The sequence below is a fragment of the Pseudomonas frederiksbergensis genome (assembly GCF_003732275.1).
Classification (GTDB): domain Bacteria; phylum Pseudomonadota; class Gammaproteobacteria; order Pseudomonadales; family Pseudomonadaceae; genus Aquipseudomonas; species Aquipseudomonas frederiksbergensis_H.
Window position 1 is genome coordinate 247938 of sequence record NZ_MOBM01000038.1, and the last position, 25229, is coordinate 273166.

The 25229-nt window shown below is 57.6% G+C and carries 25 protein-coding genes and 2 pseudogenes; 15 read left to right on the forward strand and 12 right to left on the reverse strand.

Going from position 1 to position 25229, the window contains the following annotated elements; all coding sequences use genetic code 11:
• Positions 1-91: 91 nt before the first annotated feature.
• The 5 genes from xylB (at position 92) to BK662_RS20425 (ending at position 4851) form a co-directional block, all read left to right on the forward strand.
• A complete protein-coding gene (xylB, locus tag BK662_RS20405; RefSeq protein ID WP_123359558.1) occupies positions 92-1588 on the forward strand; it encodes a xylulokinase in 1497 nt (498 codons plus the stop codon).
• Positions 1589-1601: 13 nt separating this feature from the next.
• Positions 1602-2540: a carbohydrate kinase family protein gene (locus BK662_RS20410; protein ID WP_123359559.1), complete on the forward strand. Its 939-nt coding sequence runs from the start codon at positions 1602-1604 to the stop codon at positions 2538-2540.
• 543 nt (positions 2541-3083) lie between these two features.
• Positions 3084-3815, forward strand: a complete 732-nt coding sequence (locus tag BK662_RS20415; protein WP_123359560.1) for a hypothetical protein — start codon at positions 3084-3086, stop codon at positions 3813-3815.
• A 280-nt stretch (positions 3816-4095) separates the two neighbouring features.
• A complete protein-coding gene (locus BK662_RS20420; RefSeq protein WP_123359561.1) occupies positions 4096-4362 on the forward strand; it encodes a DUF2790 domain-containing protein in 267 nt (88 codons plus the stop codon).
• A gap of 90 nt (positions 4363-4452) precedes the next feature.
• A complete protein-coding gene (locus tag BK662_RS20425; protein ID WP_123359562.1) occupies positions 4453-4851 on the forward strand; it encodes a hypothetical protein in 399 nt (132 codons plus the stop codon).
• Here the strand turns inward: BK662_RS20425 and BK662_RS20430 are convergent.
• Positions 4848-5117 (reverse strand): DUF1652 domain-containing protein, encoded by a 270-nt coding sequence (locus BK662_RS20430; RefSeq protein WP_123359563.1) that lies wholly within the window; start codon positions 5115-5117, stop codon positions 4848-4850. The genes BK662_RS20425 and BK662_RS20430 overlap by 4 nt on opposite strands.
• A 387-nt stretch (positions 5118-5504) precedes the next feature.
• Between BK662_RS20430 and eco the strand changes: the two genes are divergently transcribed.
• Together eco and BK662_RS20440 are read left to right on the forward strand one after the other, a co-directional pair.
• Complete coding sequence (eco, locus tag BK662_RS20435; RefSeq protein WP_123359564.1) at positions 5505-5987, forward strand: serine protease inhibitor ecotin; 483 nt, start codon at positions 5505-5507, stop codon at positions 5985-5987.
• Between the two features lie 31 nt (positions 5988-6018).
• Complete coding sequence (locus tag BK662_RS20440; protein ID WP_123359565.1) at positions 6019-6324, forward strand: NIPSNAP family protein; 306 nt, start codon at positions 6019-6021, stop codon at positions 6322-6324.
• A gap of 40 nt (positions 6325-6364) precedes the next feature.
• On the opposite strand, the pseudogene ilvA reads toward BK662_RS20440, so the two are convergent.
• Positions 6365-7360, reverse strand: a pseudogene (gene ilvA, locus BK662_RS20445) (threonine ammonia-lyase, biosynthetic); the annotation flags it as partial.
• 359 nt (positions 7361-7719) lie between these two features.
• Between ilvA and BK662_RS20450 the strand changes: the two are divergent.
• Positions 7720-8051: pseudogene (locus BK662_RS20450) on the forward strand (ABA4-like family protein).
• A gap of 141 nt (positions 8052-8192) precedes the next feature.
• Here BK662_RS20450 and BK662_RS20455 read toward each other — a convergent pair.
• Both BK662_RS20455 and BK662_RS20460 read right to left on the reverse strand, forming a co-directional pair.
• Positions 8193-9116 (reverse strand): magnesium transporter CorA family protein, encoded by a 924-nt coding sequence (locus tag BK662_RS20455; protein WP_123359567.1) that lies wholly within the window; start codon positions 9114-9116, stop codon positions 8193-8195.
• Positions 9117-9123: 7 nt separating this feature from the next.
• Complete coding sequence (locus BK662_RS20460; RefSeq protein ID WP_123359568.1) at positions 9124-10710, reverse strand: RimK family ATP-grasp domain-containing protein; 1587 nt, start codon at positions 10708-10710, stop codon at positions 9124-9126.
• Between the two features lie 92 nt (positions 10711-10802).
• Between BK662_RS20460 and BK662_RS20465 the strand changes: the two genes are divergently transcribed.
• Positions 10803-11900: a GNAT family N-acetyltransferase/peptidase C39 family protein gene (locus BK662_RS20465; protein ID WP_123359569.1), complete on the forward strand. Its 1098-nt coding sequence runs from the start codon at positions 10803-10805 to the stop codon at positions 11898-11900.
• A 106-nt stretch (positions 11901-12006) separates the two neighbouring features.
• Here the strand turns inward: BK662_RS20465 and BK662_RS20470 are convergent, their stop codons facing one another.
• On the reverse strand, positions 12007-13158 hold the full coding sequence (locus BK662_RS20470) for a PQQ-dependent sugar dehydrogenase (RefSeq protein WP_123359570.1): 1152 nt from the start codon (positions 13156-13158) through the stop codon (positions 12007-12009).
• A 51-nt stretch (positions 13159-13209) separates the two neighbouring features.
• A complete protein-coding gene (locus tag BK662_RS20475; protein ID WP_123359571.1) occupies positions 13210-13569 on the reverse strand; it encodes a hypothetical protein in 360 nt (119 codons plus the stop codon).
• A gap of 210 nt (positions 13570-13779) precedes the next feature.
• Here BK662_RS20475 and ku point away from each other — a divergent pair, with 210 nt between their 5' ends.
• Entirely contained in the window at positions 13780-14652 is an 873-nt protein-coding gene (ku, locus tag BK662_RS20480) for a non-homologous end joining protein Ku (RefSeq protein WP_123359572.1), read from the forward strand.
• Between the two features lie 147 nt (positions 14653-14799).
• Here ku and lpxO read toward each other — a convergent pair whose 3' ends face one another.
• Positions 14800-15699 carry a lipid A hydroxylase LpxO gene (lpxO, locus tag BK662_RS20485; protein WP_123359573.1) on the reverse strand — a complete coding sequence of 300 codons (900 nt, stop codon included), beginning with the start codon at positions 15697-15699 and terminating at the stop codon, positions 14800-14802.
• A 374-nt stretch (positions 15700-16073) separates the two neighbouring features.
• Here lpxO and BK662_RS20490 point away from each other — a divergent pair, with 374 nt between their 5' ends.
• On the forward strand, positions 16074-16283 hold the full coding sequence (locus tag BK662_RS20490) for a hypothetical protein (protein ID WP_123359574.1): 210 nt from the start codon (positions 16074-16076) through the stop codon (positions 16281-16283).
• Between the two features lie 84 nt (positions 16284-16367).
• Here BK662_RS20490 and BK662_RS20495 read toward each other — a convergent pair whose 3' ends face one another.
• The gene (locus BK662_RS20495) at positions 16368-16709 is read right to left on the reverse strand and encodes a hypothetical protein (protein ID WP_123359575.1); all 342 of its coding nucleotides are present in this window, start codon (positions 16707-16709) and stop codon (positions 16368-16370) included.
• Positions 16710-17514: 805 nt separating this feature from the next.
• Between BK662_RS20495 and BK662_RS20505 the strand changes: the two genes are divergently transcribed.
• Positions 17515-19104, forward strand: a complete 1590-nt coding sequence (locus tag BK662_RS20505; RefSeq protein ID WP_123359576.1) for an ABC-F family ATPase — start codon at positions 17515-17517, stop codon at positions 19102-19104.
• A 310-nt stretch (positions 19105-19414) separates the two neighbouring features.
• A complete protein-coding gene (locus BK662_RS20510) occupies positions 19415-20602 on the forward strand; it encodes an MFS transporter (RefSeq protein WP_123359577.1) in 1188 nt (395 codons plus the stop codon).
• Positions 20603-20723: 121 nt separating this feature from the next.
• Here the strand turns inward: BK662_RS20510 and BK662_RS20515 are convergent, their stop codons facing one another.
• Together BK662_RS20515 and BK662_RS20520 are read right to left on the reverse strand one after the other, a co-directional pair.
• On the reverse strand, positions 20724-21761 hold the full coding sequence (locus tag BK662_RS20515; protein ID WP_123359578.1) for an alpha/beta hydrolase family protein: 1038 nt from the start codon (positions 21759-21761) through the stop codon (positions 20724-20726).
• Positions 21762-21931: 170 nt separating this feature from the next.
• On the reverse strand, positions 21932-22543 hold the full coding sequence (locus tag BK662_RS20520) for an FMN-dependent NADH-azoreductase (RefSeq protein WP_038983429.1): 612 nt from the start codon (positions 22541-22543) through the stop codon (positions 21932-21934).
• Positions 22544-22672: 129 nt separating this feature from the next.
• Here BK662_RS20520 and BK662_RS20525 point away from each other — a divergent pair, with 129 nt between their 5' ends.
• Together BK662_RS20525 and BK662_RS20530 are read left to right on the forward strand one after the other, a co-directional pair.
• Positions 22673-23581, forward strand: a complete 909-nt coding sequence (locus tag BK662_RS20525; protein WP_123359579.1) for a LysR substrate-binding domain-containing protein — start codon at positions 22673-22675, stop codon at positions 23579-23581.
• Entirely contained in the window at positions 23578-23937 is a 360-nt protein-coding gene (locus BK662_RS20530) for an MmcQ/YjbR family DNA-binding protein (protein ID WP_123359580.1), read from the forward strand. Before BK662_RS20525 ends, BK662_RS20530 begins: the two co-directional genes overlap by 4 nt.
• A gap of 6 nt (positions 23938-23943) precedes the next feature.
• Here BK662_RS20530 and BK662_RS20535 read toward each other — a convergent pair whose 3' ends face one another.
• The gene (locus BK662_RS20535; RefSeq protein ID WP_123359581.1) at positions 23944-24375 is read right to left on the reverse strand and encodes a DUF1294 domain-containing protein; all 432 of its coding nucleotides are present in this window, start codon (positions 24373-24375) and stop codon (positions 23944-23946) included.
• Entirely contained in the window at positions 24372-25202 is an 831-nt protein-coding gene (locus tag BK662_RS20540; RefSeq protein ID WP_123359582.1) for an undecaprenyl-diphosphate phosphatase, read from the reverse strand. The genes BK662_RS20535 and BK662_RS20540 overlap by 4 nt, the downstream gene beginning before the upstream one ends.
• Positions 25203-25229 lie beyond the last annotated feature (27 nt).

Here is a 25229-nt window from a genome sequence, read left to right on the forward strand (position 1 = left end):
CAAAACCTGTGTCCTCTGAAGATCTCCTGTGGGAGCGAGCCTGCTCGCGATTGGGCTCACTGATATCGACCTGACGATCCAAGGATCTTCCATGGCAAACCAACAACTTTTCCTCGGCATCGACTGCGGCACCCAAGGCACCAAAGCCGTTGTCCTCGACGCGCACAGCGGCCAGGTCCTCGGTCAGGGCGCCGCCGCCCACAGCCTGATCAACGGCGCCAACGGTCGTCGCGAGCAAGACACCGCCCAATGGCTGGAAGCCTTTACCCTGGCCACCCACCGCGCGTTGCTCGCAGCGAATGTAGACGGTCAGGCCATCCTCGGCATCGGTGTTTCCGGCCAGCAACATGGTCTGGTGCTGCTCGACGATCACGGCCAGGCGCTGCGTCCGGCCAAGCTCTGGTGCGACACCGAGTCCACGCCGGAGAACGACCGCTTGCTCGCCCATCTGGGCGGCGAAAAAGGCTCACTGGAGCACCTCGGCGTAGTCATCGCGCCGGGTTACACCGTGTCCAAACTGCTCTGGACCAAAGAACAGCATCCGGAAGTGTTCGCCCGAATCGCCCGCATCTTGCTGCCCCATGACTACCTCAACTACTGGCTCACCGGCCGCAGTTGCAGCGAGTATGGCGATGCCTCGGGCACCGGTTATTTCAACGTGCGCACCCGCCAATGGGACTTGCAACTGCTGCGCGACATCGACCCCTCCGGGCGCCTGCAAGCCGCACTCCCGCAGCTGATCGATGCCCACCAACCGGTCGGCACGATCCTGCCAAGTATCGCCGAGCATTTGGGCATCAACCCCAAGGCGCTGATCTCCAGCGGCGGCGGCGACAACATGATGGGCGCGATCGGCACCGGCAATATAAAACCCGGCGCGATCACCATGAGCCTCGGCTCCTCGGGAACGGTCTACGCCTATGCCGAGCAAGCGAACGTCAGCCCGGATACCTCGGTCGCGACATTCTGCTCCTCCAGCGGCGGCTGGCTGCCATTGATCTGCACGATGAACCTGACCAACGCGACCGGCGCGATTCGCGAGTTGTTCGAATTGGATATCGAGGCGTTCAACGCCTTGGTCGAGCAAGCGCCGATCGGTGCCGACGGCGTGTGCATGCTGCCGTTCCTCAATGGCGAACGCGTTCCCGCCCTGCCCCATGCCAACGGCAGCCTGCTGGGGCTGACCATGACCAACCTGACCCGGGCCAACCTGTGCCGCGCCGTGGTGGAAGGCACTACCTTCGGTTTGCGTTACGGGCTAGACCTGCTGCGCCAGAATGGCTTACAAAGCCGCAGCATCTGCCTGATCGGCGGCGGTTCGAAGAGCCCGGTGTGGCGGCAGATCGTCGCTGACATCATGAATACGCCTGTGATATGTACCGAACAAAGCGAGGCCGCGGCCCTCGGCGCGGCGATTCAGGCGGCGTGGTGCAAGTCCTGGGCAAACGGTCACGAAGACAGCCTGACGGACTTGTGTGAGCGTTGCGTAAAGCTCGATCTGACCAGTGAAACCTTACCGATTGCAGAAAATGTGGTGGCCTGCCAGCAGGCCTATGAACGCTATCAACAGCATGTCGCAACCCTTTAAAGAGCGAGCAATTATGTATTTGGTATGTGGCGAAGCGCTGTTCGATTTCTTCAGCGAAGACGATGCCAGTGGCTTGGCATCCAAAGTGAATTTCAAGGCAATTGCCGGCGGCTCGCCGTTCAACGTGGCCGTAGGTTTACGCCGTTTGGGCGTGGACGCGGCGCTGTTTGGCGGGCTGTCGACCGATTACCTCGGCCGACGTTTGCAGCAAGTGCTGCAGGATGAAGGTGTGCGCCCGGAGTACCTCGTGGACTTTGCCGCGCCGACCACCCTGGCAATGGTCGCCGTCGGTGCCAATGGCTCGCCCCATTACAGCTTTCGTGGCGAAGGCTGCGCTGATCGGCAGTTGAGCCTGACGCATCTGCCAGAGCTGGGGCCTGAAGTGCGCGGTTTGCACGTCGGCTCGTTCTCGCTGGTGGTGCAACCGATTGCCGATACTTTGCTGGCATTGGTGCAACGGGAAAGCGGCAAACGCCTGATCAGCCTCGACCCGAACGTGCGCCTGAATCCCGAGCCGAACATCGAGTTGTGGCGATCGCGGATTGCCACGCTGGTGGAGCTGGCGGATCTGATCAAGGTCAGCGACGAAGACTTGAGCCTGTTGTATCCCGAGCAAGATCCTCAGCGTGTGATCGAAAGCTGGCTGGAGCATCGCTGTCAGTTGGTGTTCCTCACCCGTGGCGGCGAAGGCGCAACGGTGTTCAGCCGTGCCCACGGTTCGTGGTCGGTGCCGGCCTGTTCGGTGAAGATTGCCGACACCGTGGGGGCTGGCGATACGTTTCAGGCGGCGCTGATTACCTGGTTGACCGAGCAGCAGCTGGATTCGGTTGGAGGTTTGCAACAGCTGAGTCGCGAGCAAATTGACGCGATGCTCAGGTTTGCAGTGAGCGCTGCGGCGCTGACCTGCAGCAAGACCGGGCCGGATTTGCCGTATCGGCGGCAGTTGAGCTGATATCGACGCCCCCATACCTCCTCCAATCGCAGGTCCTGATTTCAGGGCCTGCCGTTGGACCTGAACAATAGACAGGCTTTTATATTTTTTTGATATATTTTTATTTCGATTTAAAGTTGTATTAACCCCATCAAAAGACAAGCGGCTATTGACAGCTTTATCCTATTTAGCCGGACAACAATAGTTATAGCAATTTACACTCACAACTAGTTCAAAACAAAATAGCCACACAAGATTGACGACACCAACGACATATTAATCTTGTAAGTTTTTTACCTCCGCATCTGTCGGACAGCACTGTATCTATTCGCATACAATACCCTCATCCTACTGAATCAAATAAATAAAACAGACAATCACTGCATGTTTATATCGGCAGAATCCAGCTACCGCTGAGGTTGATATTTATTTAATTGAAAACAACCAGCCAGTTACTTGACCGCCACATACCTTCAACTAATATCTTTTCCACGCACAGCGCAGGTAAGGATTATTGCTGTGCGCTCATCCTTATACCCCCACAACAGGAAAAGGAACTCCAACATGGAAAGTGTCGCTATCTCAGCTGCCCAAATTAACTGGAACGGCGGACAACGTATTACTCTCACCGCAGGAGATACAGCCACCTGCACCGCGCTTAGCCCCGGCCAGCTTTATGGCATCTTTACCTACAACTCCGCTCAAAATGACAACAATTCGACTGTCTACGTGAACTGGAGCAACAGCCAACCGCCCGTACCGATCACGGTGCCTGGTACCACAGCCAATGCAGGCTTGGCATCATTGGGTTTTGTCTCGGGCACCGATACTCAAACCGTTTCGGTTTCACTGCCCAGCAATGCCGGTAACTCCCAGGTCGAAATCTGGTTGGGAAGTGTCGGCATGCCGACCAATACCTCGGGGCTGAGCAATTATCCTCTACCGGCCGATGGTGAGCAGCATCCGTTCAACAAGTACGTCCGTTACTATGCGGTACCCCCATCGAAGTGGATGAACCTGACGATCGCCAGCACCATTACACAGTTCATCTCCTGCCAGTTCCGTGAGGCGCAAGCGACCGTATTCGTCGTCAATGAGACGTCAAATGGCCTCCTCACCGGCCAGGTCACCACAATTGGGCCTACTGCCAGTGCGGTTGGGGCCGTCAAGATCTCTTACTCGCAGATTCAGAGCATCTCCAATAATCTGCAAGGCGACGGTACGCAGTGGGTGTGGATGGATGCTGACAGCCAGCAAGACTCTCAGAGCGCGACCATTTCCTTGCAATCGCTTTGAATTTCCTGGCCAGGTAATAAGGAAGGCCCCACCTGTGGGGCTTTCTTTTTTATCTGGCGTAGCGGCCAATCGCCTCGAAAAATGCCTGTATTCATTGCGCAAAATCGCGGCAATCAACTGGCGCCCCACGACAGGCGGCATGCAACCCGGTTAACCATCGCTTAACCCCACGGTCCAAGACTTTACTGGACCGCACGCCCTCAGCTACCTCTGACGCCCAGTGCGGCAGGTTCGACGTTCTTGCATCGAACTGACTTTCCCTCTGCACTGGAGACCCATCGTGAACATGCGAATACTACTGATGACCACCGCCCTCGCCTGCACCGCGCTCGCAGGTCTTGCTCAGGCCAACGAGACGTCGTCGTCACAGGCCGTGCCCTATCACTACGGCATGCCGCTTCATGTGGGCAAAGTCGTTTCCCTGACTGAGCCGCAGACGCTGGAATGCCAAGTGGTGACGGCCGACATGAAGTACATCGACAAGTCGGGCAAGCCTGCGGAAATTACGTACCGAAAACTTTCTGACGCGTGCAGTTATCAGAACTGACAGAAGATTCTGATTCGGTGCCTGGCGGTAGGCCTGTGAGGATTCTGACGCTATGCTTTGGCGTCCCCCTCACTGCCGAAAGGATTCGTCATGCAGTTCTCGTTTCGCACGCTGTCGACATTCACCGCCGCCCTTTGTTTTCTGCTGGCGCTGGCTTGGGGTTTGATGCCGCAAGGGTTGCTGGCAATCTGGAGTATCGAGTATTCGTCCGCGGCGGGGTTTGTTGCCAGGCGCAGTGCGGTGCTGTTCGGCGCGTTGGGGGTGATGTTTTATCTTGTTCGGCAGGCCCCGCCCTCGGTGGCGCGAAGCGCGATGTGCAGCGGCTTTATGGTGGGGTGTTTCGGTTTGGCAGCACTGGGCTTCGGCGAATGGCTCAATGGTCATGCCGGGCCGGGTATTTTGCTGGCGATAGTGGTAGAGCTGGCACTGGGTCTGGGGTTTATCCAGACCCGGCGCGTGTCGCTCGAACTGGGTGAAACTGCCGGTTAATGGGCTTTTGACGTCGGGTGCAACAGCTGGCTGTGCGCATTGTGCGCAAGGTCGGTGCGTAACTCGGCTATCAGATTATTGATTTCCCGACACCCGTTGAGGTGATGGGCGTCTATGCCGGTGACGAACAGGTCGAGATGGTCAGTCTCGCTGTCCGAATACACCTTGACGGTCATCGACAGGTCCGGCGACAGCGTGCATTGGCAGCGTTTCGGAAGAAAACTGCTTTCAACGATATTGCGTAGTTCCAAGGCAGAAAGAAACATGGCCACCCTCTCGGTATTGTGAGATTGCCAATCAAAAATCAATGTCGGTCGGAGCTCAGATCGCCCGTTCTTTTCGTCCGTGCGGGTTTCATCGTTCCAACGTCCGACCGTTTTCTTGTTTCAGCGCTGACTCAACAGGGATCGCGGTCAGCTCAAGACAGCTTCAGCATAAAACATGCCCAGAATTTCGCTCTGCACCTCGTCGGCGAATCAAGGATTGGCGGGGGTGGCTATAAAGCGACTCGTGCAAAATGCAAGAAAGGACTGTTTCAAAACCTGCATTTTGCATACCCCACGATGTCGGGTTTGCATTGGCTGAGGACGGTAGTAAGAATGCGGTCCATCCATTCAGTATCCGCTGACCCCACACACACGCAAGGAGGCATCATGGGTGCTTTGCCCTTTAACACGACCGTCGGGCTGATAGTTGCCGTTCTGTCGTCCGCAGCCCACGCCGCAACACTCGAAGACGTCGCGCCGTATCCCAAGCCCGAGAGCGGTTTTACCCGCCAGGTCATTCACCTCGCCCCGCAACAACAGGAAGACGGCTATCAAGTCGAGATTCTTGCCGGCAAGACCCTGACCGTAGACTGCAACCGTCAGCGCCTGGGCGGCAGGCTTGAGGAAAAGAACCTTGAGGGTTGGGGTTACCCGTTTTACCGGCTGGAAAAAGTCACCGGCCCGATGAGCACGCTGATGGCCTGCCCCGATGGCAAGAGCAAAAAGGACTTCGTACCGGTGGTCGGTGACGGTTTCAGGCTGCGTTACAACAGCAAGCTGCCGATCGTGCTCTACGTGCCCAAAGACGTCGAAGTGCGCTACCGGATCTGGTCAGCGTCGAGCCATGTCGAGAAAGCCGTTCAGGAATAACCGGTCCATCACGCCCATAGGAGCTCCCACCTTGATTACCTGTCACGTCAAATATGTGATCGACCCCTATCAACTGACCGAATTCGAAGCCTACGCCAAAGCCTGGCTCGGCATCGTCGAACGTTTGGGCGGTACTCACCACGGGTATTTCCTGCCTTCCGAGGGCGCGAGCAATATCGCCTACTGCCTGTTCAGTTTTCCGTCACTGGCGGACTACGAAAGCTACCGACATATTGCGATGACCGACCCAGAAAGCACGGAACTGGTGGCCTTGTTGGTCGAGAAGAAGTTCATTGTGAGCTACGAGCGGACCTTTTTGCGTCCGCTGCTGGCCTGAGTTCCTAACATCTGAGCCCCCCTCACGCCGACACGCCGCTCAACGCTGCGCGCTCGGCCACGTACCGCAAACTGTCGAAATTGATGTTCGCTCCGGAATCGATGGCCACCAGGGTCTGACCACGGGCGCTGGTTCGTGCCACGTACTGCTTGATCCCGGCCACGGCCAATGCGCCGGAAGGTTCGGTGATCGAGCGGGTATCGTCGTAGATATTCTTGATGGCGGCGCAGAGTTCGTCGTTGCTGACGGTCATCACCTCATCGACGCAAAACCGGCAGACCTCAAAACCATAAGCCCCGATTTCAGCGACGGCCACACCATCGGCGAAGGTGCCGACAGTTGGCAGCACGACCCGTTCGCCGGCCTTCAATGCAGCCTGCAAACAGGCGGAATGCTCCGACTCGACGCCGATGATCCGGACTTCAGGGCGCAGGTATTTGACGTACGCGGCGATACCGGCGATCAAGCCACCCCCGCCCACCGGAACGAAGATCGCGTCCAGCGGCCCTTGGTGCTGGCGAAGGATTTCCATGGCGACGGTGCCCTGTCCGGCGATCACGTCCGGATCGTCGAAAGGCGAGACAAAGGTGCGACCGGTTTGCCGTGCCAGGTCCAGCGCGTACTCCAGGGCAAACGGAAAACTCTCGCCATGCAGCACTGCATCCGCTCCTCGGCTGCGAACCCCATGCACCTTCAATTCCGGTGTCGTGCAGGGCATGACAATGGTTGCGGCGACCCCCAACTCGCGGGCCGCCAACGCTACGCCTTGGGCATGATTGCCAGCCGAGGCAGTGATCACGCCGCGAGCTTTCTGTTCGTCGCTGAGGTTCACCAGTTTGTTGTAAGCGCCGCGGATCTTGAAGGAAAACGTCGGTTGCAAGTCTTCACGCTTGAGCAGTATCTGATTGCCCAACGCCTCGGATAATGCCGGTGCCGCTTGCAGCGGCGTGCGCACGGCGAGTTCGTAAACCGGCGCGGCGAGGATTTTTTTCACGTAGTGCTCAAGCAAGCTCTGCTGGGCGGGGGTGCTGCTCATGATCGTCTCCTTGGTATCCGGGTTTACGCGGTCGGTGTAGGAGCTGCCGAAGGCTGCGATCTTTGCTTTTCAAGATCAAAAGATCGCAGCCTTCGGCAGCTCCTACACCGGTTGCGTGCATCCGGTAAGCTCAAAACCCAGAAGACAGAAAGTAAAAACCCGCCTCTAGGGCGGGTTGGGTGCTGCAGTCGTGAGCTAGCCCGCCAAATAAGGAATGGCGGTAATAATGCTTGGCTGGCAGCGCAATACGGTGGAAGTCATGGCTGGAAATTAGCCGGAGGCTGATGGCAAGTCAATGGCCAATTTTCAAGAGCCGCTGTAGGCTGGCGATTCTGCTCATTGTCCCAAGGAAGGAAACCATGAAGTCTGTCGCCCTGCCCCTCATTGCCCTGATCGCCTTCGCCGGCTACACCGTTTCGGGCTGCAGGCCGAGCAGTCGTTGCTCGACTTCGGCATCAGCCTGATGTCGCGGCCCGATACTGCGCAGGTGGTGATTGTTTTGTACCTGTTGGCGACACTTGCCGGTATCTGGATGTACCAGGATGCGCGCAAGCGTGGGCAGTCGGGGTTGTCGGTGGTTCCTTATTTGTTGGTGACGGCGATTTTTGTGTCTGTCGGGCCGTTGTTGTATCTGGTGGTGCGGGGTCTTCAATGCCGCAAGAACTCCATCGATGCCACTCAACAAGCATGATCCAGATTTTGTCTGATTTTGAGATGGCTATCGCGAGCAGGCTCGCTCCCACAGGGGGCTGTTCCGGACTCGAAAGTTGGGCACCCAGATCAAAATGTGGGAGCGAGCCTGCTCGCGAAGGCAATCTGACAGCCGCCAAAGTCACCTCGCCAGGCGCTTGAGGCCAATCACCATCCCCCCCGCCCCCAGCATCATCGCCGTCAGAAACAACGGATAGGAAACCCACCACGGCGTGCCGGCGGTCATCATGCTGAACTCGGACATGCCGCCAATGCTCGCAATCAGGTTCAACGGCAGAAACACCACGTTGATCAACGTCAGTTTGCGCAGCAGGTTATTCATGCTGTTGTTCATCAGATTGCCCCGCGCATCGATCAGCCCGGAGAACACCGTGGAGTAGATTTCCGCCTGTTTGTAGCACTGGTTATTTTCGATGATCAGATCGTCGATTAAACCAATGGCTTCAACGCTGAAGTGTTCCTTTGCCGCATGATTACGCAGCCGGGTCAGGACCGCGCCATTGCTGTGAATGGCGTTGATGTAATAGATCAGGCTTTCGCTGAGGTTGAACATTTGGATCAGATGCTGGTTCTGCATCGAGGCATTGAATTTCTGCTGCAACTCCCGGGCAACCATCTTGATCACCTTGAGGTGCCCCAGATAGTGGTGAATGTTGTTGAACAACAGGTCGAGCAACACATCCAGTGGCGTCTTCAGTGACTGCCGCGTGCCGAGGCCGCTGAGCGGCGAGTCGTCGGTGGCGATCACTAGCAGACGCCCCGGGGAAAACAGCAAGCCACAGGACGACACTTCGAAGGACAGGCTACCACCACCTGAGTAGTTTTTCGGACGCTTCCAGATCAGGAACAGGTTGTCGGGGTGGAACTCGATGCGCGACACCTCGTCGGGGTCCAGGGCCGAGGCCAGAGCGTGTTCATCGAGCTTGAAATGGCTGTGCAACAGATCCCGTTCGGCCGCATCGGGGTTACTGAATAGCATCACGTCGGCGTCTAGCCGTTCGACCGCTTGCAGGGCGCCGTGGCTCAGCTCAAAACTCTTGATCATCGGCCGCTCACCAGGCCTGACCGCGGCGTTTGAGCTCCAGCCGACGGACAAACTCTTCCAGCACCAAGGAATACAAATCGTCCTGCAAGTAGGCGTCTTCGATGCCGGCGTCCATGTTCGGGTTGTCGTTGACTTCGATCACCACCACTTTGTCGCCGGACTGTTTGAGGTCGACGCCGTAGAGACCATCGCCGATGAGATTCGCGGTTTTCACCGCCAGTTCAACCACCGCTCGCGGTGCTTCGTGAACCGCCAGGGTGCGGCATTCGCCGTTGATGTCCTGGCCTTTGGCCTTATGGTTGTAGATCTGCCAATGGCCCTTGGACATGAAGTACTGGCAGGCAAAGATCGGTTTGCGGTTGAGCACGCCAATGCGCCAGTCGTATTCGGTGTAGAAGAATTCCTGGGCCAGCAGCAACACCGAGTGTTCGAACAGTTCAGCGGTGGCTTCAAGCAAGGCTTGCTGGCTTTGGACCTTGATGACGCCCTTTGAGAAACAACCGTCGGGGATCTTCAGCACCAGTGGAAACCCCAGACGCTCGCCTACCCGCTCGAAATCTTCCGGTCGTTCCTTGTAGAGGATTTCAGTGGCGGGCATGCCCAGCTGATGGCTCTTGAGCAAATCAGTCAGATAAACCTTGTTGGTGCAGCGAAGGATCGACGCCGGGTCATCCATCACCACCAAACCTTCGCTCTCGGCTTTTTTGGCGAAGCGGTAGGTGTGGTTGTCGACGCTCGTTGTCTCGCGGATCAGGAGCGCGTCGTACTCGGCGATTCGGGCGTAGTCCTTGCGTTCAATCAGCTCGACGTCGATGCCCAGTGTCTTGCCGACCCTGACGAAGTTGTCCAAAGCCTTGGGATTGGACGGCGGTAATGCTTCTTGCGGATCGTGCAGAATGGCCAGGTCATAACGGGCCAATCGCCTGGAGCGCGGCATGCGCCAGATCTTGCGACTGAAACTGTCAAGTGCATTAGCGAACTGATCTTCCTGATCTTCACGCAACTTATGCAAGGCGCCAAACTTTACACCTTCGATGTGCCAACCATTAGTTTGACGAAACTCAACCAGCAATATCGGACAAGGAAAAACCTCGAACAACTGTCGAGCCAGATCCTGTAATGGCTCAATAGAGGTTTTGCCGAAGTACAGTGTCAGGGTAAACCCTTCGGTATCGCTGTAAAGGTGATTACTGAGGGCTTTTTCCAGGGTTTTATCCAGATCATCCAGGGCCAGGCCATACAGGGATTTGCGGGTCAGTTCGCTGATGGTCCGCACCGACGGAATAACCTTGTGCCCCCGCGCTTCGGCCAGCAGCGAGCAGTAATAACCGTGCCCGAGGTACTTGTAGCTGCGGCACAGGTTGATCACCTGAACCCGCTTGCCCTGCTCGTTGTCGCGGGTCTGTTCGAGGTATTCCTGGGCGGTGACGATGTCTTCACTGGGAAAGTAAGAGGCCCAGTCTTCCTTGCGTTCGACGATGATCGTCAACTGGCTGGAAGTTCTGATCGAGCCATTTAAATAGTTTGCAGAAGTTATTGCTGCCGGTAACGTTTGCTCAGATACTTCGCGCCAATGACCTTGTACCGCTGACATAGTGATTGATCCATTGAAGAACAAGACCTTTCCTATTAAGCACGAACTTTTACGAAAGTCCCGTTTCGTTACGCAACTTTTACGGCGGTCATATGAATCCTGTTTTTCGCTTGGCGGTAGTTGAAGACATACCGGCACTGCTGGCACTCGAACAGCAATGTTTCATCACGGACCGGCTCAACAGTCGCAGTTTTCAATGGATGATCATTCGGGCTCACGGACAACTGTTGGTGGCCCAACGTGGCGAGCAATTAGTGGGCTATGCGGTGGTACTGTTTCACCGGGGCACTTCATTGGCGCGCCTATACTCGATTGCGATCGCCCTTGATGCTCGCGGCAGTGGACTGGGCAAGCAATTGCTCGAACGTGTCGAGGCTTGCGCCATTGAGCATGACTGCGCCTACCTGCGGCTGGAAGTGCGCATCGACAATCCGACGGCGATTGCTCTGTATGAGCGCAACGGCTACCGGCGTTTCGCGCGGATTCACGACTATTACCAGGACCATGCCGACGCGCTGCGATTGGAAAAACGTATCCTCCAGCACCGCGACTCACGCAACATCAAGGTGCCTTACTACCCGCAGACCACCGAGTTCACCTGTGGCCCGGCCTGCCTGCTGATGGCCATGGGCGCACTGCAAGACGATCGAGCGCTGGAGCGCGGCGAAGAACTGCAAATCTGGCGCGAGGCGACCACGGTGTTCATGACGTCTGGCCACGGAGGCTGCAGCCCTCAAGGTATGGCGCTGGCAGCATGGCGGCGTGGCTTTCGGGTGCGGCTGCAACTGAGCATGGCCGGGCCGCTGTTCCTCGACGGCGTGCGCGATGCGCATAAAAAAGACGTAATGCGCCTGGTACACGAGGAGTTCACGGCGCAGTTGCAAGCCACCGACGTGGAGCGAATGATCGGCGGACCACTGGATCTGCCACGGTTACTGCACGATGGCGGACAACCGCTGGTATTGATCAGCAGCTATCGCCTGACCCGTTCCAAGGCGCCGCACTGGGTGATCGTCACCGATTGCGATGAAGAGTTCGTCTACCTGCACGATCCGGATGTGGATCACAGCCAGCATCGTCAGTCGATAGATTGCCAGCACTTGCCGGTCAGCCATGGGGAATTCGACAAAATGTGCAGTTTCGGGCGAGGCAAGCTGCGGGCTGCGGTGATTCTCTATCGGCGTCAGTAAACCTGTGGCGAGGGAGCTTGCTCCCATTCGAGTGCGAAGCAGTCGATTGCATGGGGGCGCTTCGCACCCCAGCGGGAGCAAGCTCCCTCGCCACAGGTTATGCGTTTTACTTCAGGCCAAGCTTGTACAGCCCCCCTTCATCTTCATCGGTCAGTACATACAAATATCCATCCGGCCCCTGCCGCACATCGCGAATCCGTTTGTTGAATTCACCCAACAACCGCTCTTCGTGAACAACTTTGTCGCCTTCGAACTGCAGGCGGATCAACTCCTGACTCACCAGCGCCCCGATAAACACGTTGTGCTGCCAGGCCTTGAAGCGATCGCCATCGTAGAAGGCCATGCCGCTCAGGCCGGGGGATTTTTCCCATACATGGTGCGGGCCCAAGGTGCCTTCGGCGGTTTCGCCCTTGGCTTCCGGGATTGGCAGGCCGGAATAGTTGATGCCGCGGGTTGCCAGCGGCCAGCCGTAGTTCTTGCCTCGTTCGATGATGTTGATCTCGTCACCGCCCTGGGGACCGTGCTCGTTTTCCCAGAGCGTGCCACTCCAGGGATTGAGCGCCGCGCCTTGCGGGTTGCGATGGCCGTAGGACCAGATTTCCGGGCGAACGCCTTTTTGCCCGACAAAAGGGTTGTCCTTCGGCACCTTGCCGTCTGGATAGATCCGCACGATCTTGCCTTGCAGTTTGTCGAGGTCCTGCGCCGTGGGCCGGTCGTTGTTCTCGCCCAGAGTGATGAACAGATAACCGTCGCGATCGAACACCAGTCGCGAGCCGAAGTGGTTGCCGACCGAGAGCTTGGGCTCCTGACGGAAGATCACCCTGAAATCCTTGATGGCCGTCAGGTCTTCCGACAACCGTCCGCGACCGACCGCCGTGCCGGCCTTGCCGCCCTCACCGCCCCCTTCGGCGTAAGACAGATAGACCATGCGGTCTTGCTTGAAGTCGGGCGACAGCACCACATCGAGCAACCCGCCCTGCCCCTTGGCCCAGACCTGAGGCACGCCGCTGAGCGGGCCCGAGAGTTTGCCGTCAGCGCTGACCAACCGCAGGTTACCGGGCCGCTCGGTCACCAGCATCCCTTGGCGATCGGGCAGAAACGCCAGCGCCCAGGGATGTTCCAGGCCTTTAACGATCGGCGTGAGCTCAAGGGTGCCCTGCTCGCTTTTTATATCCTGTGTCGGCGCCGCGAAAACGGGCGCAGTGGCTGTAAATAACGCGCTGGCACAGAAAGTGGCCAAGAGGGTTTTACGCAACATGCACGATTCCTTTTGTCGTCAAAATGGCTGGCAAGAGCTCTGTCCTGCCGTTCAACGGTAGTTGCGGTCCGAGTCCCGGGGCGGTGGATTGGGAATGAATTTCGGTTGGCTGGTGGGAGCCGGTCGATCTTGCGGATAGCGGTTGCCGATACCGCCGTTATCCAGCGTTGGCGGTCGTGGCACAGGCACCGTGCCTGGCCCGCGGATTACCGGAATGCTGGGTTGCGTGCCTTGCATGCTGTTGGGATTGGCCCGGCGAATCGGGCTGTTGTAGGGATTGTTGTGGGTGCTGCCCGGCAGGTTCTGCGCCAGCAGCAAGGGCGAGGACGGCGATGCGGCATCTGCCAGAGCCAAAGGACTCAGCACGCCACTCAATGCCAGCGCGATGACGCCGAGCACACATCGGTTCATGGGGACCTCCCTAAATGAGCGCGCCACGCTTCATGGATGAATGAAGCCACGCTACGCCCAGGGTTCGGATTTGTTAACTAAAACCTCCTTCACAAGATGTAACACGAGTTAACCGCACCGCCGATCCGCCCGCAGGACCGGGCCGCCGCCGACTGAAACTTTTGCCCTTGGGCACAGGTCACCAGAACATCAATCGACGAGATCACGACGATGGCACGGGCAATCTGGAAAGGCGCAATCAGTTTCGGTCTGGTGCATATTCCCGTGGCGCTGGTTTCGGCGACGTCTTCGCGCGGGATCGATTTCAACTGGCTCGACAGCCGCAGCATGGACCCGGTCGGCTACAAGCGCATCAACAAGGTCACCGGCAAGGAAATCACCCAAGAGCACATCGTCAAAGGGATCGAGTACGAAAAGGGACGTTACGTGGTGCTCAGTGAGGAAGAGATTCGCTCGGCTCATCCACTGTCGACCCAGACCATCGACATTTTTGCCTTTGTCGCCAGCGAGCAGATCCCCCTGCAAAACATCGACACGCCCTACTACCTGGCGCCGGACAAACGCGGCGGCAAGGTCTATGCGCTGTTGCGCGAAACCCTCAGCAAAACCGACAAGGTCGCTCTGGCCCGCGTGGTATTGCATTCGCGCCAGCACTTGGCGGCCCTCATGCCGCTGGAGTCAGCCATGGTGCTGGTGATGCTGCGCTGGCCGGCCGAAGTGCGCAGCCTGGATCAACTGGAGCTGGGCAGTGAGGTGACCAAGCCGGATCTGGCCAAAGGTGAGCTGGAGATGGCCAAACGGCTGGTGGAGGACATGAGTGCCGACTGGACGCCTGAGGAGTACCGCGACAGCTTCGAAGACAAGATCATGGCGCTGGTCGAGAAGAAGGCGAATGAAGGCAAGATCGAAGATGTCGAAACGGCGACGGGTGAAGAGGTGCGTAAAACCGCCGATGTTATCGATCTGACCGAATTGCTCAAACGCAGTCTTGGTGGCAAGGGCGGCGGTAAAACGGCCAGTAAACCGGCCACCAAAGCCAAACCTGCTGCGCAGAAAAAGCCCACGAAACGGTCGAGCGGCTGACCCTTCACTGGTACATCCATGAGTCAGGCGGTGTGAATCTCGGCCCCATCGCGAGCAGGCTCGCTCCCACATTGGCCTTGTGAACGACATAAAACAAAGGTGGGAGCGAGCCTGCTCGCGAAGGCGTCATACGCCTCAATACCAAATTCAGATCAAAACAAAAATCGTCAGCAACCCACCAAAAATCGCCCACTTCTCCAGGTAGTAGCGAGCGCGGTTACGCTTCTTGAGCGCTTTGCCGCGCAGGCGAATCTTGTAGATTTTGGCGAACAAGCGGTTGATACCACCGACCTTGTCGCCGGCATCGTTCGGCGCGCCCGCCGCCGCCATCACCGTACGGCTGAACCAGCGGTTGAACGCTGCCGCCCAGCGATATTTCATCGGCCGTTCAATGTCACAGAACAGGATGATGCGGTTTTGCGCAGTGGTGTTTTCGGCGTAATGAATGAAGGTCTCATCGAACATTACCGCTTCGCCGTCGCGCCAATGGTAGTTCTCACCGTCGACGTTGATATAGCAGCCGGCATCGTTCGGCGTTTCCAGTCCCAAGTGATAACGGTACGAACCGGCATAGGGATCGCGGTGACGGACCAGTTTCGAACCCGGCGGCAGTTCAGCAAACATCGCGGCCTTGATCGAGCCGATGCTTTGCACCAGTTCAGTCGTGCGCGGACAGAGTTTTGCGGCCGACGGATGACTATCGCCATACCATTTGAGATAGAAACGTTTCCAGCCACTTTTGAAAAACGAGTTGAAACCAACGTCGTCATATTGATTCGAACGCTTGATCTCCCCGGCCTTGAGCAGATTCTGGCCTTCGGCGCGAATCTCTTCCCAATGAGCCTGCAAAGGGCTCAAGTCGGGAAAGTCTGCCGGGTTGAGATAAGGCTTACTGGGCTTTTTCGAGAACAGATAAAGGAAGCAATTGATCGGTGCCAGAAACGTCGAGTGGTCACTTAACTGGCGGCCTAATTTGTGGCGCACCTTTCCGCGCAAGTGAACATACGCGATGGAGATGACATAAATAGCGGCAATGATAAATTTCACGGAAATCGTCACACGTCAGAAATGAACAAACTGCGTCCCGATGGCGCGTTCTTGAGCCATGCCGATGGTCGGCACAGGGTCGAAAGATGGCATTTTAGCCAAACTCTGTAACTAATAGTTAACCTTCAACTGTGAAAATGTGTCTACGTTATGAGTAGCACGGTTCGCGAACCGCTCTCCCGATAGTAGCCTCATGCCATACCACCATTCGTCGCGTATGTAAATACAGCGCCCAATATATGACGGTAACTGGCTTGGGCTTTGCAGAAGCAGAATGTAGCAGCCCCAGAACGACGTAATTCTGACGCGGCGGCAATTAAATTAACGTTTAAGGACTGCAGCGATACGCTTGGTCAGTCACCGGGAGATTTAACGTGTCAACTCTCAATGAAATCGCAGCGAACCACGCGAGAATGGCTAAGGCAAAAGAAGAAGAAGAGTCGACCGGACTGAATGAGCGACACGTTCAAATAATGGGAAGTTTCGAAATCCCATCCCTTGATGAGCAACCGCACATCCCGCTGCACCTCATCACCGGAGGGCAGGACAACCACCTCGGACAAGCCACTGGCTACTTGCTCTGAGTCTCGACCTGGTCAGGCACCGACTTGTCGCACGCCGTTCAACGTGCGGCAAAGCCAGGTTTTCAACCGCTGCCAGCGAGTCGTTTACAGCGGGCAGATAGCGACAACTTCATGGTCACTGCCTGGAGAGGTGATCTGCACGGTCCAGCCTTGCGCAAAAACCATGTCGTGATGCTCGACGATGGCACTGATGACGGGGCAAAGCTTTCTGGCTTCTTCTGGAGAGCTGTCTACCGAGATGTTGACCGAACGATCTTCGCTTGAGAACTCGGAGGCCTGAGTCAAGGCGTCGTTGCCATCCAGGATTTTGCAGAGCAATGAGGCGTTCTCAACGGACTCGTCTGTAGTGCCGGAGTAAGCACATTGAGCCGTCACAATTGTCAGTAAAAAAAACAAACCTGTTGCGTATTTGTGTCTCACTTCCATGTTCCTTGGGTTGGGAGGAAGGAATACTAATTCATGAGCCGGTCAATAGTTTTGACGGCAACCCCCTTTCCTTCCAACTACGCCCGCATGCATTGAGCGGCAAATAATCACCGGCACCACTGCGACTCACAGGGTGCGGGTGAGGGGCGCGTCTTGGGAGAGTACCAGGGGAGTATCTGCGAGCCGCTATTGATCAGGTGATGGTCAGCGGTGATGACAACGAAACGCCAGCACGCCCGCAAATCCGGCCCCTGACGAAGAAGAATAGCCCCCTCCCCACCTTCTGCTGTCACGCATGGCATGGAGAGACGAGTCTGAATTGGTGCCCACCCTGACCAAGTGCTGGCCATTCAGCAATCCATCTGAAACACACAAGGCCGGGCAAGCAGTGCTGACTTTACCCAGAGCCACGCCAAGTGTCCCGAACACAACACTGAACAAAAATAACATTGAGGTGCGATCAAAAGGAGCGCCCCTACATTTGCCCGCCCCCTGGATGAGCCACCCCATCAGACAGCCCCCGATTCTGCACAAACCGGGGCCGCACCTTGAAGAAGCGGGCGACACGTTATCGCCCACCGTACAACTGCCGTCACACTTATGCGACAATATGCTCAATGTCTGGCATGAATCCCGCCTTTATTGCCCAACAGCTTGGACACAGCGTCCAGATGCTGCTCTCGACTTATGCGCGCTGGTTGAACTCTAGCGATGATTGGGGAGAGATGGAGAGAAACTCCAGAACGCCCCAGGAATGGCCCAAGCGCCAAATGCGCAGCTCGCAACCCATTGATAGGTAAAGTAATTGATCTCCACAGCTAACATCACGATGCAGTTCGGCGCCAAGCCGCTATTCGAAAACGTTTCGGTCAAATTCGGCGCCGGTAACCGCTACGGCCTGATCGGCGCTAACGGTTGCGGCAAGTCGACCTTCATGAAAATCCTCGGTGGCGACCTCGAGCCGTCCGGCGGCCAGGTCATGCTCGAGCCGAACGTGCGTCTGGGTAAATTGCGCCAGGACCAGTTCGCCTACGAAGAATTTACCGTGATCGACACCGTGATCATGGGTCACGAAGAGCTGTGGAAGGTCAAGGCCGAGCGCGACCGCATCTACTCGCTGCCGGAAATGACCGAAGAAGACGGCATGGCCGTGGCCGAGCTGGAAACCGAATTCGCCGAAATGGACGGCTACACCGCTGAATCCCGTGCCGGCGAACTGTTGCTGGGCCTGGGTATCGGCATCGAGCAGCACTTCGGCCCGATGAGCGAAGTGTCTCCGGGCTGGAAACTGCGCGTGTTGCTGGCGCAGGCACTGTTCTCCGATCCTGAAGTGCTGTTGCTCGACGAACCGACCAACCACCTGGACATCAACACCATCCGCTGGCTGGAAAACATTCTGACCCAGCGCTCCAGCCTGATGATCATCATCTCCCATGACCGTCACTTCCTGAACAGCGTGTGCACCCACATGGCTGACCTGGACTACGGCGAGCTGCGCCTGTTCCCGGGCAACTACGACGAATACATGACCGTGGCGACCCAGTCCCGCGAGCAATTGCTGTCGGACAACGCCAAGAAGAAAGCACAGATCTCGGAACTGCAATCGTTCGTCAGCCGCTTCTCGGCCAACGCCTCGAAAGCCAAGCAAGCGACCTCCCGCGCCAAGGCGATCGACAAGATCCAGCTGGCCGAAGTCAAGCCTTCGAGCCGTGTGAGCCCGTTCATCCGTTTCGAACAAACCAAGAAGCTGCACCGTCAGGCGGTCATCGTCGAGCGCATGGCCAAAGGCTTCGATGGCAAGCCGCTGTTCAAGGACTTCAGCTTTCAGGTTGAAGCCGGCGAGCGCGTGGCGATCATCGGCCCGAACGGTATCGGTAAAACCACCCTGCTGCGCACTCTGGTCAACGAACTGACCCCGGATGCCGGTACCGTGAAGTGGACCGACGCCGCGGAATTGGGCTACTACGCCCAGGACCACGCTCACGACTTCGAAGACGACTGCAACCTGTTCGACTGGATGGGCCAGTGGACCCAGGGCGGCGAGCAAATCGTTCGCGGCACCCTCGGTCGCATGCTGTTCTCCAACGACGAGATCCTCAAGTCGGTCAAGGTCATCTCCGGTGGTGAGCAAGGTCGCATGCTGTTCGGCAAGCTGATTCTGCAAAAGCCGAACGTGCTGATCATGGACGAACCGACCAACCACTTGGACATGGAATCCATCGAGGCGCTGAACCTGGCGCTGGAGAACTACCCGGGCACGCTGATCTTCGTCAGCCACGACCGTGAGTTCGTATCGTCCCTGGCCACCCGCATCATTGAGCTGAGCGCCGACGGCGTGATCGACTTCAGCGGCACCTATGACGACTACCTGCGTAGTCAGGGTGTTTTGATGTAAGACGGCTGCAAGCTTCAAGTGAAAAGCCCTGTCCTGGTGACGGGGCTTTTTGTATTTCTGGGCCAAGGAAGTTTGTGGTGCCGAAACCTTCGCGAGCAAGCCCGCTCCCACAGTGGATCTCCAGTAGCTATCAATCTTCTGCACGCGGCCGATCCAGTGTGGGAGCGGGCTTGCTCGCGAAGAGGCCATCACTGACACCGCAAAATGAAGTTCCAGCCTGATTTGCAATCCACATTGTTAGCCTGCTTCCTTTTATTTCACACCCACGCCATGATGCAGTTCTCCTACCGCCGCCCGCGAACGAGCTCTCATGTCTGTGCAGCAGTTGCCCCCGCAAAGCTCCATGGCGATCACTCTGCAGATCGTCTCTATCGTTTTCTATACCTTTATCGCCTTCCTCTGCATCGGCTTGCCGATTGCGGTGTTGCCGGGATATGTCCATGAACAGTTGGGGTTCAGCGCCATCGTCGCGGGGCTGACCATTGGTTCTCAGTACCTGGCCACCCTGCTCAGTCGGCCCATGGCCGGGCGTATGTCGGACAGCATCGGTACCAAACGGGCGATTGTTTACGGGTTGTCGGGGATTGCGTTGAGCGGCGCGCTGACATTGCTGTCGACCCTGCTGCAAAGTGTGCCGTTGTTGAGCCTGATCATCCTGATCGCTGGCCGGTTGTTGCTGGGCATCGCTCAAGGGTTGATCGGAGTCGGCACAATCAGTTGGTGCATGGGCCAGGTCGGTGCCGAGCACACGGCGCGTTCGATTTCCTGGAACGGGATAGCCTCGTACGGCGCCATCGCCATCGGCGCGCCGCTGGGCGTGGTGATGGTCGCTGAACTGGGGTTCGCCAGCCTCGGGATTGCGCTGTCGTTACTGGCCTTGATGGCGCTGCTGTTGATCCGCAACAAACCTTCGGTGCCGGTGATTCGCAGCGAGCGCCTGCCGTTCTGGGCGGTGTTCGGCCGCATTGCTCCCTTCGGCGCGAGCCTGAGCCTGGCGTCCATCGGTTACGGCACGCTCACTACCTTTATTACCCTGTATTACGTCAGCCTTGGCTGGACCGGCGCGGCGTATTGCCTGACGGTATTCGGGGTCTGTTTCATTCTGGCGCGGTTGTTGTTCATATCCAGTATCAGCCGTTTCGGTGGCTTCACCTCCGCCATTGCCTGCATGACCATTGAAACTGTGGGGCTGGTCCTGCTGTGGCTGGCGCCCTCGACGGGTTATGCCTTGATTGGCGCAGGGCTGACCGGGTTCGGCTTGTCGCTGGTGTATCCGGCGCTGGGGGTCGAAGCGATCAAACAAGTACCCAATTCCAGTCGCGGAGCGGGTTTGAGTGCTTATGCGGTGTTTTTCGATCTGGCGCTGGCGATTGCCGGGCCGCTGATGGGCGCGGTGGCGTTGAACCTGGGGTATTCGTGGATTTTCTTTAGTGCGGCGTTGTTGTCGATAACCGGGCTCGGTTTGACCTTATTACTGAAACACCGCGCAATGGCCTAAGCCTGCCGCATATCCCCTGTGGGAGCGGGCTTGCTCGCGAAGAGGGCGTGTCAGTCGACATTAATGTGTCTGACCCACCGCATTCGCGAGCAAGCCCGCTCCCACAAGGGTTCCGGGGACATTATTGATCTGCGGTCTGCATGCCGGCGCGGGTAGGTTTGCCCAGGGCATGGGAGAAGAACCGTCCGGCTTCGGAAATCATGTTGCGGTGAATATCCTTGCGGTCGACGCCGTCGGCATCGGTGCATAGTGCCGGCATGGCGGCGATCTGTTCTTCGTTGCACGGCGCCAGGAACACGAAGTGCCCTGCCCCGGCCAGCAATTTGAAGTCCGGTGCGGTCGGCAGTTTGCGCGCAAGCGCTGCGGCGTTTTTGTCGAACGCCACCAGTTTGTCGCCATCACCGCTGTACAGCAGCACCGGCACATGCACGTCGGCCAGAGTATGGCGGCCGAACTTCAGGCTCAGCGGCGCCATCAGCAGCAAGGCATGCACGCGCGGGTCTGCCACTGGCTGCAAGTCATCACGATCGACGATCAGTTCGCCTTGCGTGTTGCAGGCATCGTGATCATCCGGGCGCTCCTGGCAATAACGGCGCAGGCGATCCAGATCCGGGGTGGCACCGGACAGGATCAACGCGGTCTCGCCGCCCGCCGAATAGCCAATCACTCCAACCTGCTCGGCATTGACGAACGGCGCAAGCATCCGGTCGCCCAAGGTCGCGGTAATGGCTTCGGAAATCTGGATCGGTCGACCATAAAGGTTGCTCAAGGTGCCGAGGCGGCTGTGGTCTTTGGAGTTGTCGCCGGGATGGATCACCGCCACCACCACAAAACCCTTGCGCGCCAATGAGGTGGCGAGGTCGTGCAGGGCCAGCGGGGTTCCGGTGTTGCCATGGGACAGCATCAGCATCGGGAAACGTCCGATGGCGACTTTGGTGTCTTCACCGGCTTCGATCGAGTAGCCCTCGAGCGTGCTGGAATGTTCCTTTTCACTGGACGGGTAAAAGGCGATGGCGCGCATCGGCTGCAAGTCCAGCGGATCAAGGAACGTCATCTCATGGAAACCGACGCTCCAGTGAGGATGCGGCGCAGGCATGGCATGCACTGAATTCAGGCTGCCCAGCAGACAAATCAGTAGCGTTGCACAAAGACGCATCATGGGATGCCCCACCTTATTACCTGACCGCAGATGTTAACCCTCGACTGCATAACCTGGGCCAGAGACTGATAACCGCCAGAAACAAAAAAACTCCGTACCTGGCCATCACGATGACCAGAATACAGAGTTTCAGGGGTATTGCCCGAGCTGTTTACGACTTTACGCAAGCCTTATGCGGCAGCAAACAATTGCTCGCTGATGTGCGCCTGAGCGTCGCTCATGGCTTTGGTGCGCACTTCATCACCGTAGGCCAGGCCATGGGCGCGGACGAACTCGATGTCGGTGATGCCGAGGAAACCGAACAGCACTTTCAAATAATCTTCGTGCGCAACACCGGTTGCTTGACCGGCATGCAGACCGCCGGCAGTCGAGACGATCACGACTTTCTTGCCGCCACACAGGCCTTCAGGGCCGGCTTCGGTGTAGCGGAAAGTCTGACCGGCTACGGCGATGCGGTCGATCCAGGCCTTGAGTTGGGTCGGGATGGTGAAGTTGTACATCGGCGCGGCAATCACAACGGCATCGGCGGCGAGGAATTCGGCCAGGGCCTGCGCGCTCAGATCGGCTTCGTGCTGTTGCGCGGCGTTGCGCAGTTCAGCGGCGGTGCCGGCGGCGACCAGGGTGGTGGCGGAGAAATGGCTGATGGCGTCGGCTGCCAGGTCGCGGTAAGTCACCACAACGCCAGGCTCGGCGGCTTGCCAGGTTTTGACGACTTCGCCGCTCAGCTGACGGGAAGCCGAGTTGTCACCCAGAATGCTCGAATCGATATGCAGTAATTTCATGTGGGATCTCCAAGGTGAGGATCGCCACCGGCGATCTAATGGAGACAATCCTACCGACGAAACCAATAGATGATTAGTCGGTAACAATGCGATAGTTTGTCCCACTGATAGAACAGTCGAGTTTAAACCATGCAAGATCTCAACGACCTCTACTACTTCGCCAAGGTGGTCGAAGCCGGTGGTTTCGCAGCGGCCGGGCGTTTGTTGGGGATTCCCAAATCGCGGTTGTCGCGACGCATCGCCGAGCTGGAAGAACGCCTGGGAGCGCGTCTGCTGCAACGCACCACCCGCCAACTCAACCTGACCGCCGTGGGCGAGCGTTACTTGCGCCATTGTCAGGCGATGCTGCTGGAAGCCGAGATGGCCGACGAAGCGGTGGCCAGCATGTCCAGCGAACCCCGAGGGCGCTTGCGAGTGTCCTGCCCCGTCGGATTGGCCCACGAAATTCTGCCTGGGGTGATCAGTCACTTCCTGGAGAAATTCCCTCAGGTTCAGCTGGAGATGATGTTGCTCAACCGTCGGGTTGACTTGATCAACGAGGGCGTCGACGTCGCCTTGAGAGTGCGGGATCTGGGTGATGAAGATCCATTGCTGGTCACCCGCCGCCTGCGTCAGGCTCAGATGCTGATGGTTGCCAGCCCTGCATTTTTGCTCGGCCGTGAAATCAATCATCCCGAAGACCTGAAAAACCTGCCCGTTCTCGGCGCTCTGGAAGCCGACCGCATGGTGCATATCCGCATGCTTGATCAAACAGGTAAAAGCTATGATCTGAGCCTGGAAGCGCGATTGGGGATCGACGATTTCATCGTACGCAAAGCCTGCACCCTCAGTGGCCAGGGTTTTACCATGCTGCCCATGATGCATTGCGAGCAGGAGCTGAAAAACGGCGAGCTGGTGCAACTGTTGCCCGACTGGTCATTGCCGGGCGGCTGGCTGCAAGCCGTCTACCCTCATCGACGCGGGGTGATGCCGGCCGTGCGCGCCTGGATCGACCATTTGATCGAATCATTCAATGCTTGTGGGGACAGACTGTTATGAAAGCGGGATTAATGAGCGAAGAGGATGTCGCGCAATACTGCCTGGCGTTGCCCGGCGCGCGGGAGGATTACAAGTGGGGTGGCGTGCGGGTGTTTTCGATTGCCGGGAACAAGATGTTCGCCTTGCAGAACCTGCGGGGACAGTCGCTGGCTTTCAAGGTCGACAAGGACCTGTTCCTGGGCCATTGCGACCGGCCGGGCATTCACCCGGCGCCGTATCTGGCTCGGGCCCAGTGGGTCATCATGGAAACGCCCTACCCGCTGGGCACCGAAGAACTGCAAGGCTTGCTGCAACGTTCCCACCAACTGGTGGTGAGCAAGTTGCCCAAGCGCACGCAGGTCGGCTTGCTGCTTTAAAGTGCTTTAAAGCAGCGCAAACAGATTAGCGCCCAGAAACAGCTGATCGATCCAGAACACCTGATGCATCAGCACGATGAGCCAGAACACCAACTGAAACGAGACTTTGCGGGTCTTGTGCCGAAACGTTTGCTGGGCCAGCAAGGCACCCGGCCAACCGCCGGCCAGCTCCACAGCGTGCAAGACATTCTCCGGCGTGCGCCAACTGTCGGCGCGGGCCTTGTGCTTGTCGCTCCAGTACAGGAAAAACGCCAGCACGCTGACGATGCCGTAGGCCGCCAGGGGAATCACCGACACCCCGTGCAGCCACAGCGACACCGAGCCAAACAACGGCACTGCGCACAGCGCAACGAACACCAGCAGTTTCAGCCGCAGGTTCTGAATGGCGCCCCCGGACTTGCGTCCGGGGTTGTTGTTGCGCGCACTGGAATCGTTCATGGCTTGACTGCTGTCCAGTCGACCCAGCCGAACTGCCAGGTGGCCAGGATCACCAGACCGAACGCAATGCGATACCAGGCGAACGCCGCGTAACTGTGGCTGGCGATAAATTTGAGCAAGCCCCGAACGGCGATCATCGCAAAGATAAACGCAGTGACGAAGCCAATGGCGAACACCGGAAAATCAGCCGGCACAAACAGGTTGCGGTATTTGTAGCCCGAGTACACCGCCGCGCCGACCATGGTTGGCATGGCGAGGAAGAATGAGAACTCGGTGGCCGTCTTGCGCGACAACCCGAACAGCAGACCGCCAATGATCGTCGAGCCGGAACGCGAGGTCCCCGGAATCATCGCCAGGCATTGGGCGAAGCCGACTTTCAGGGCGTCTTTCCAGGTGATGTCATCGACACTTTCAGCATGCACTTCATGTTGACGGCGTTCAGCCCACAACATGACGATCCCGCCCACGACCAATGCGGTGGCCACGGTAATCGGGTTGAACAGGTACTCGTGAATCAAGTCGGCGAAAATCACCCCCAATACCACGGCCGGCAGGAAGGCAATCAACAGGTTCGCGGTAAAGCGTCGAGCGCTGGGCTGCGTCGGCAAACCGATGACCACGTCGAAGATCTTGCGGCGAAACTCCCAGACCACCGCCAGGATTGCCCCGAGCTGAATGATGATATTGAAGGCCATGGCCCGCTCGCCCCCAAAGTTGAGCAAGTCCGCCACAATGATCTGGTGCCCGGTACTGGAAATGGGCAAGAACTCCGTCAACCCTTCTACAACGCCTAAAATCAATGCCTGAAAGGCCGTCCAAAGATCCATCAATCCCCCAAGAAGCAATGCCCCAGG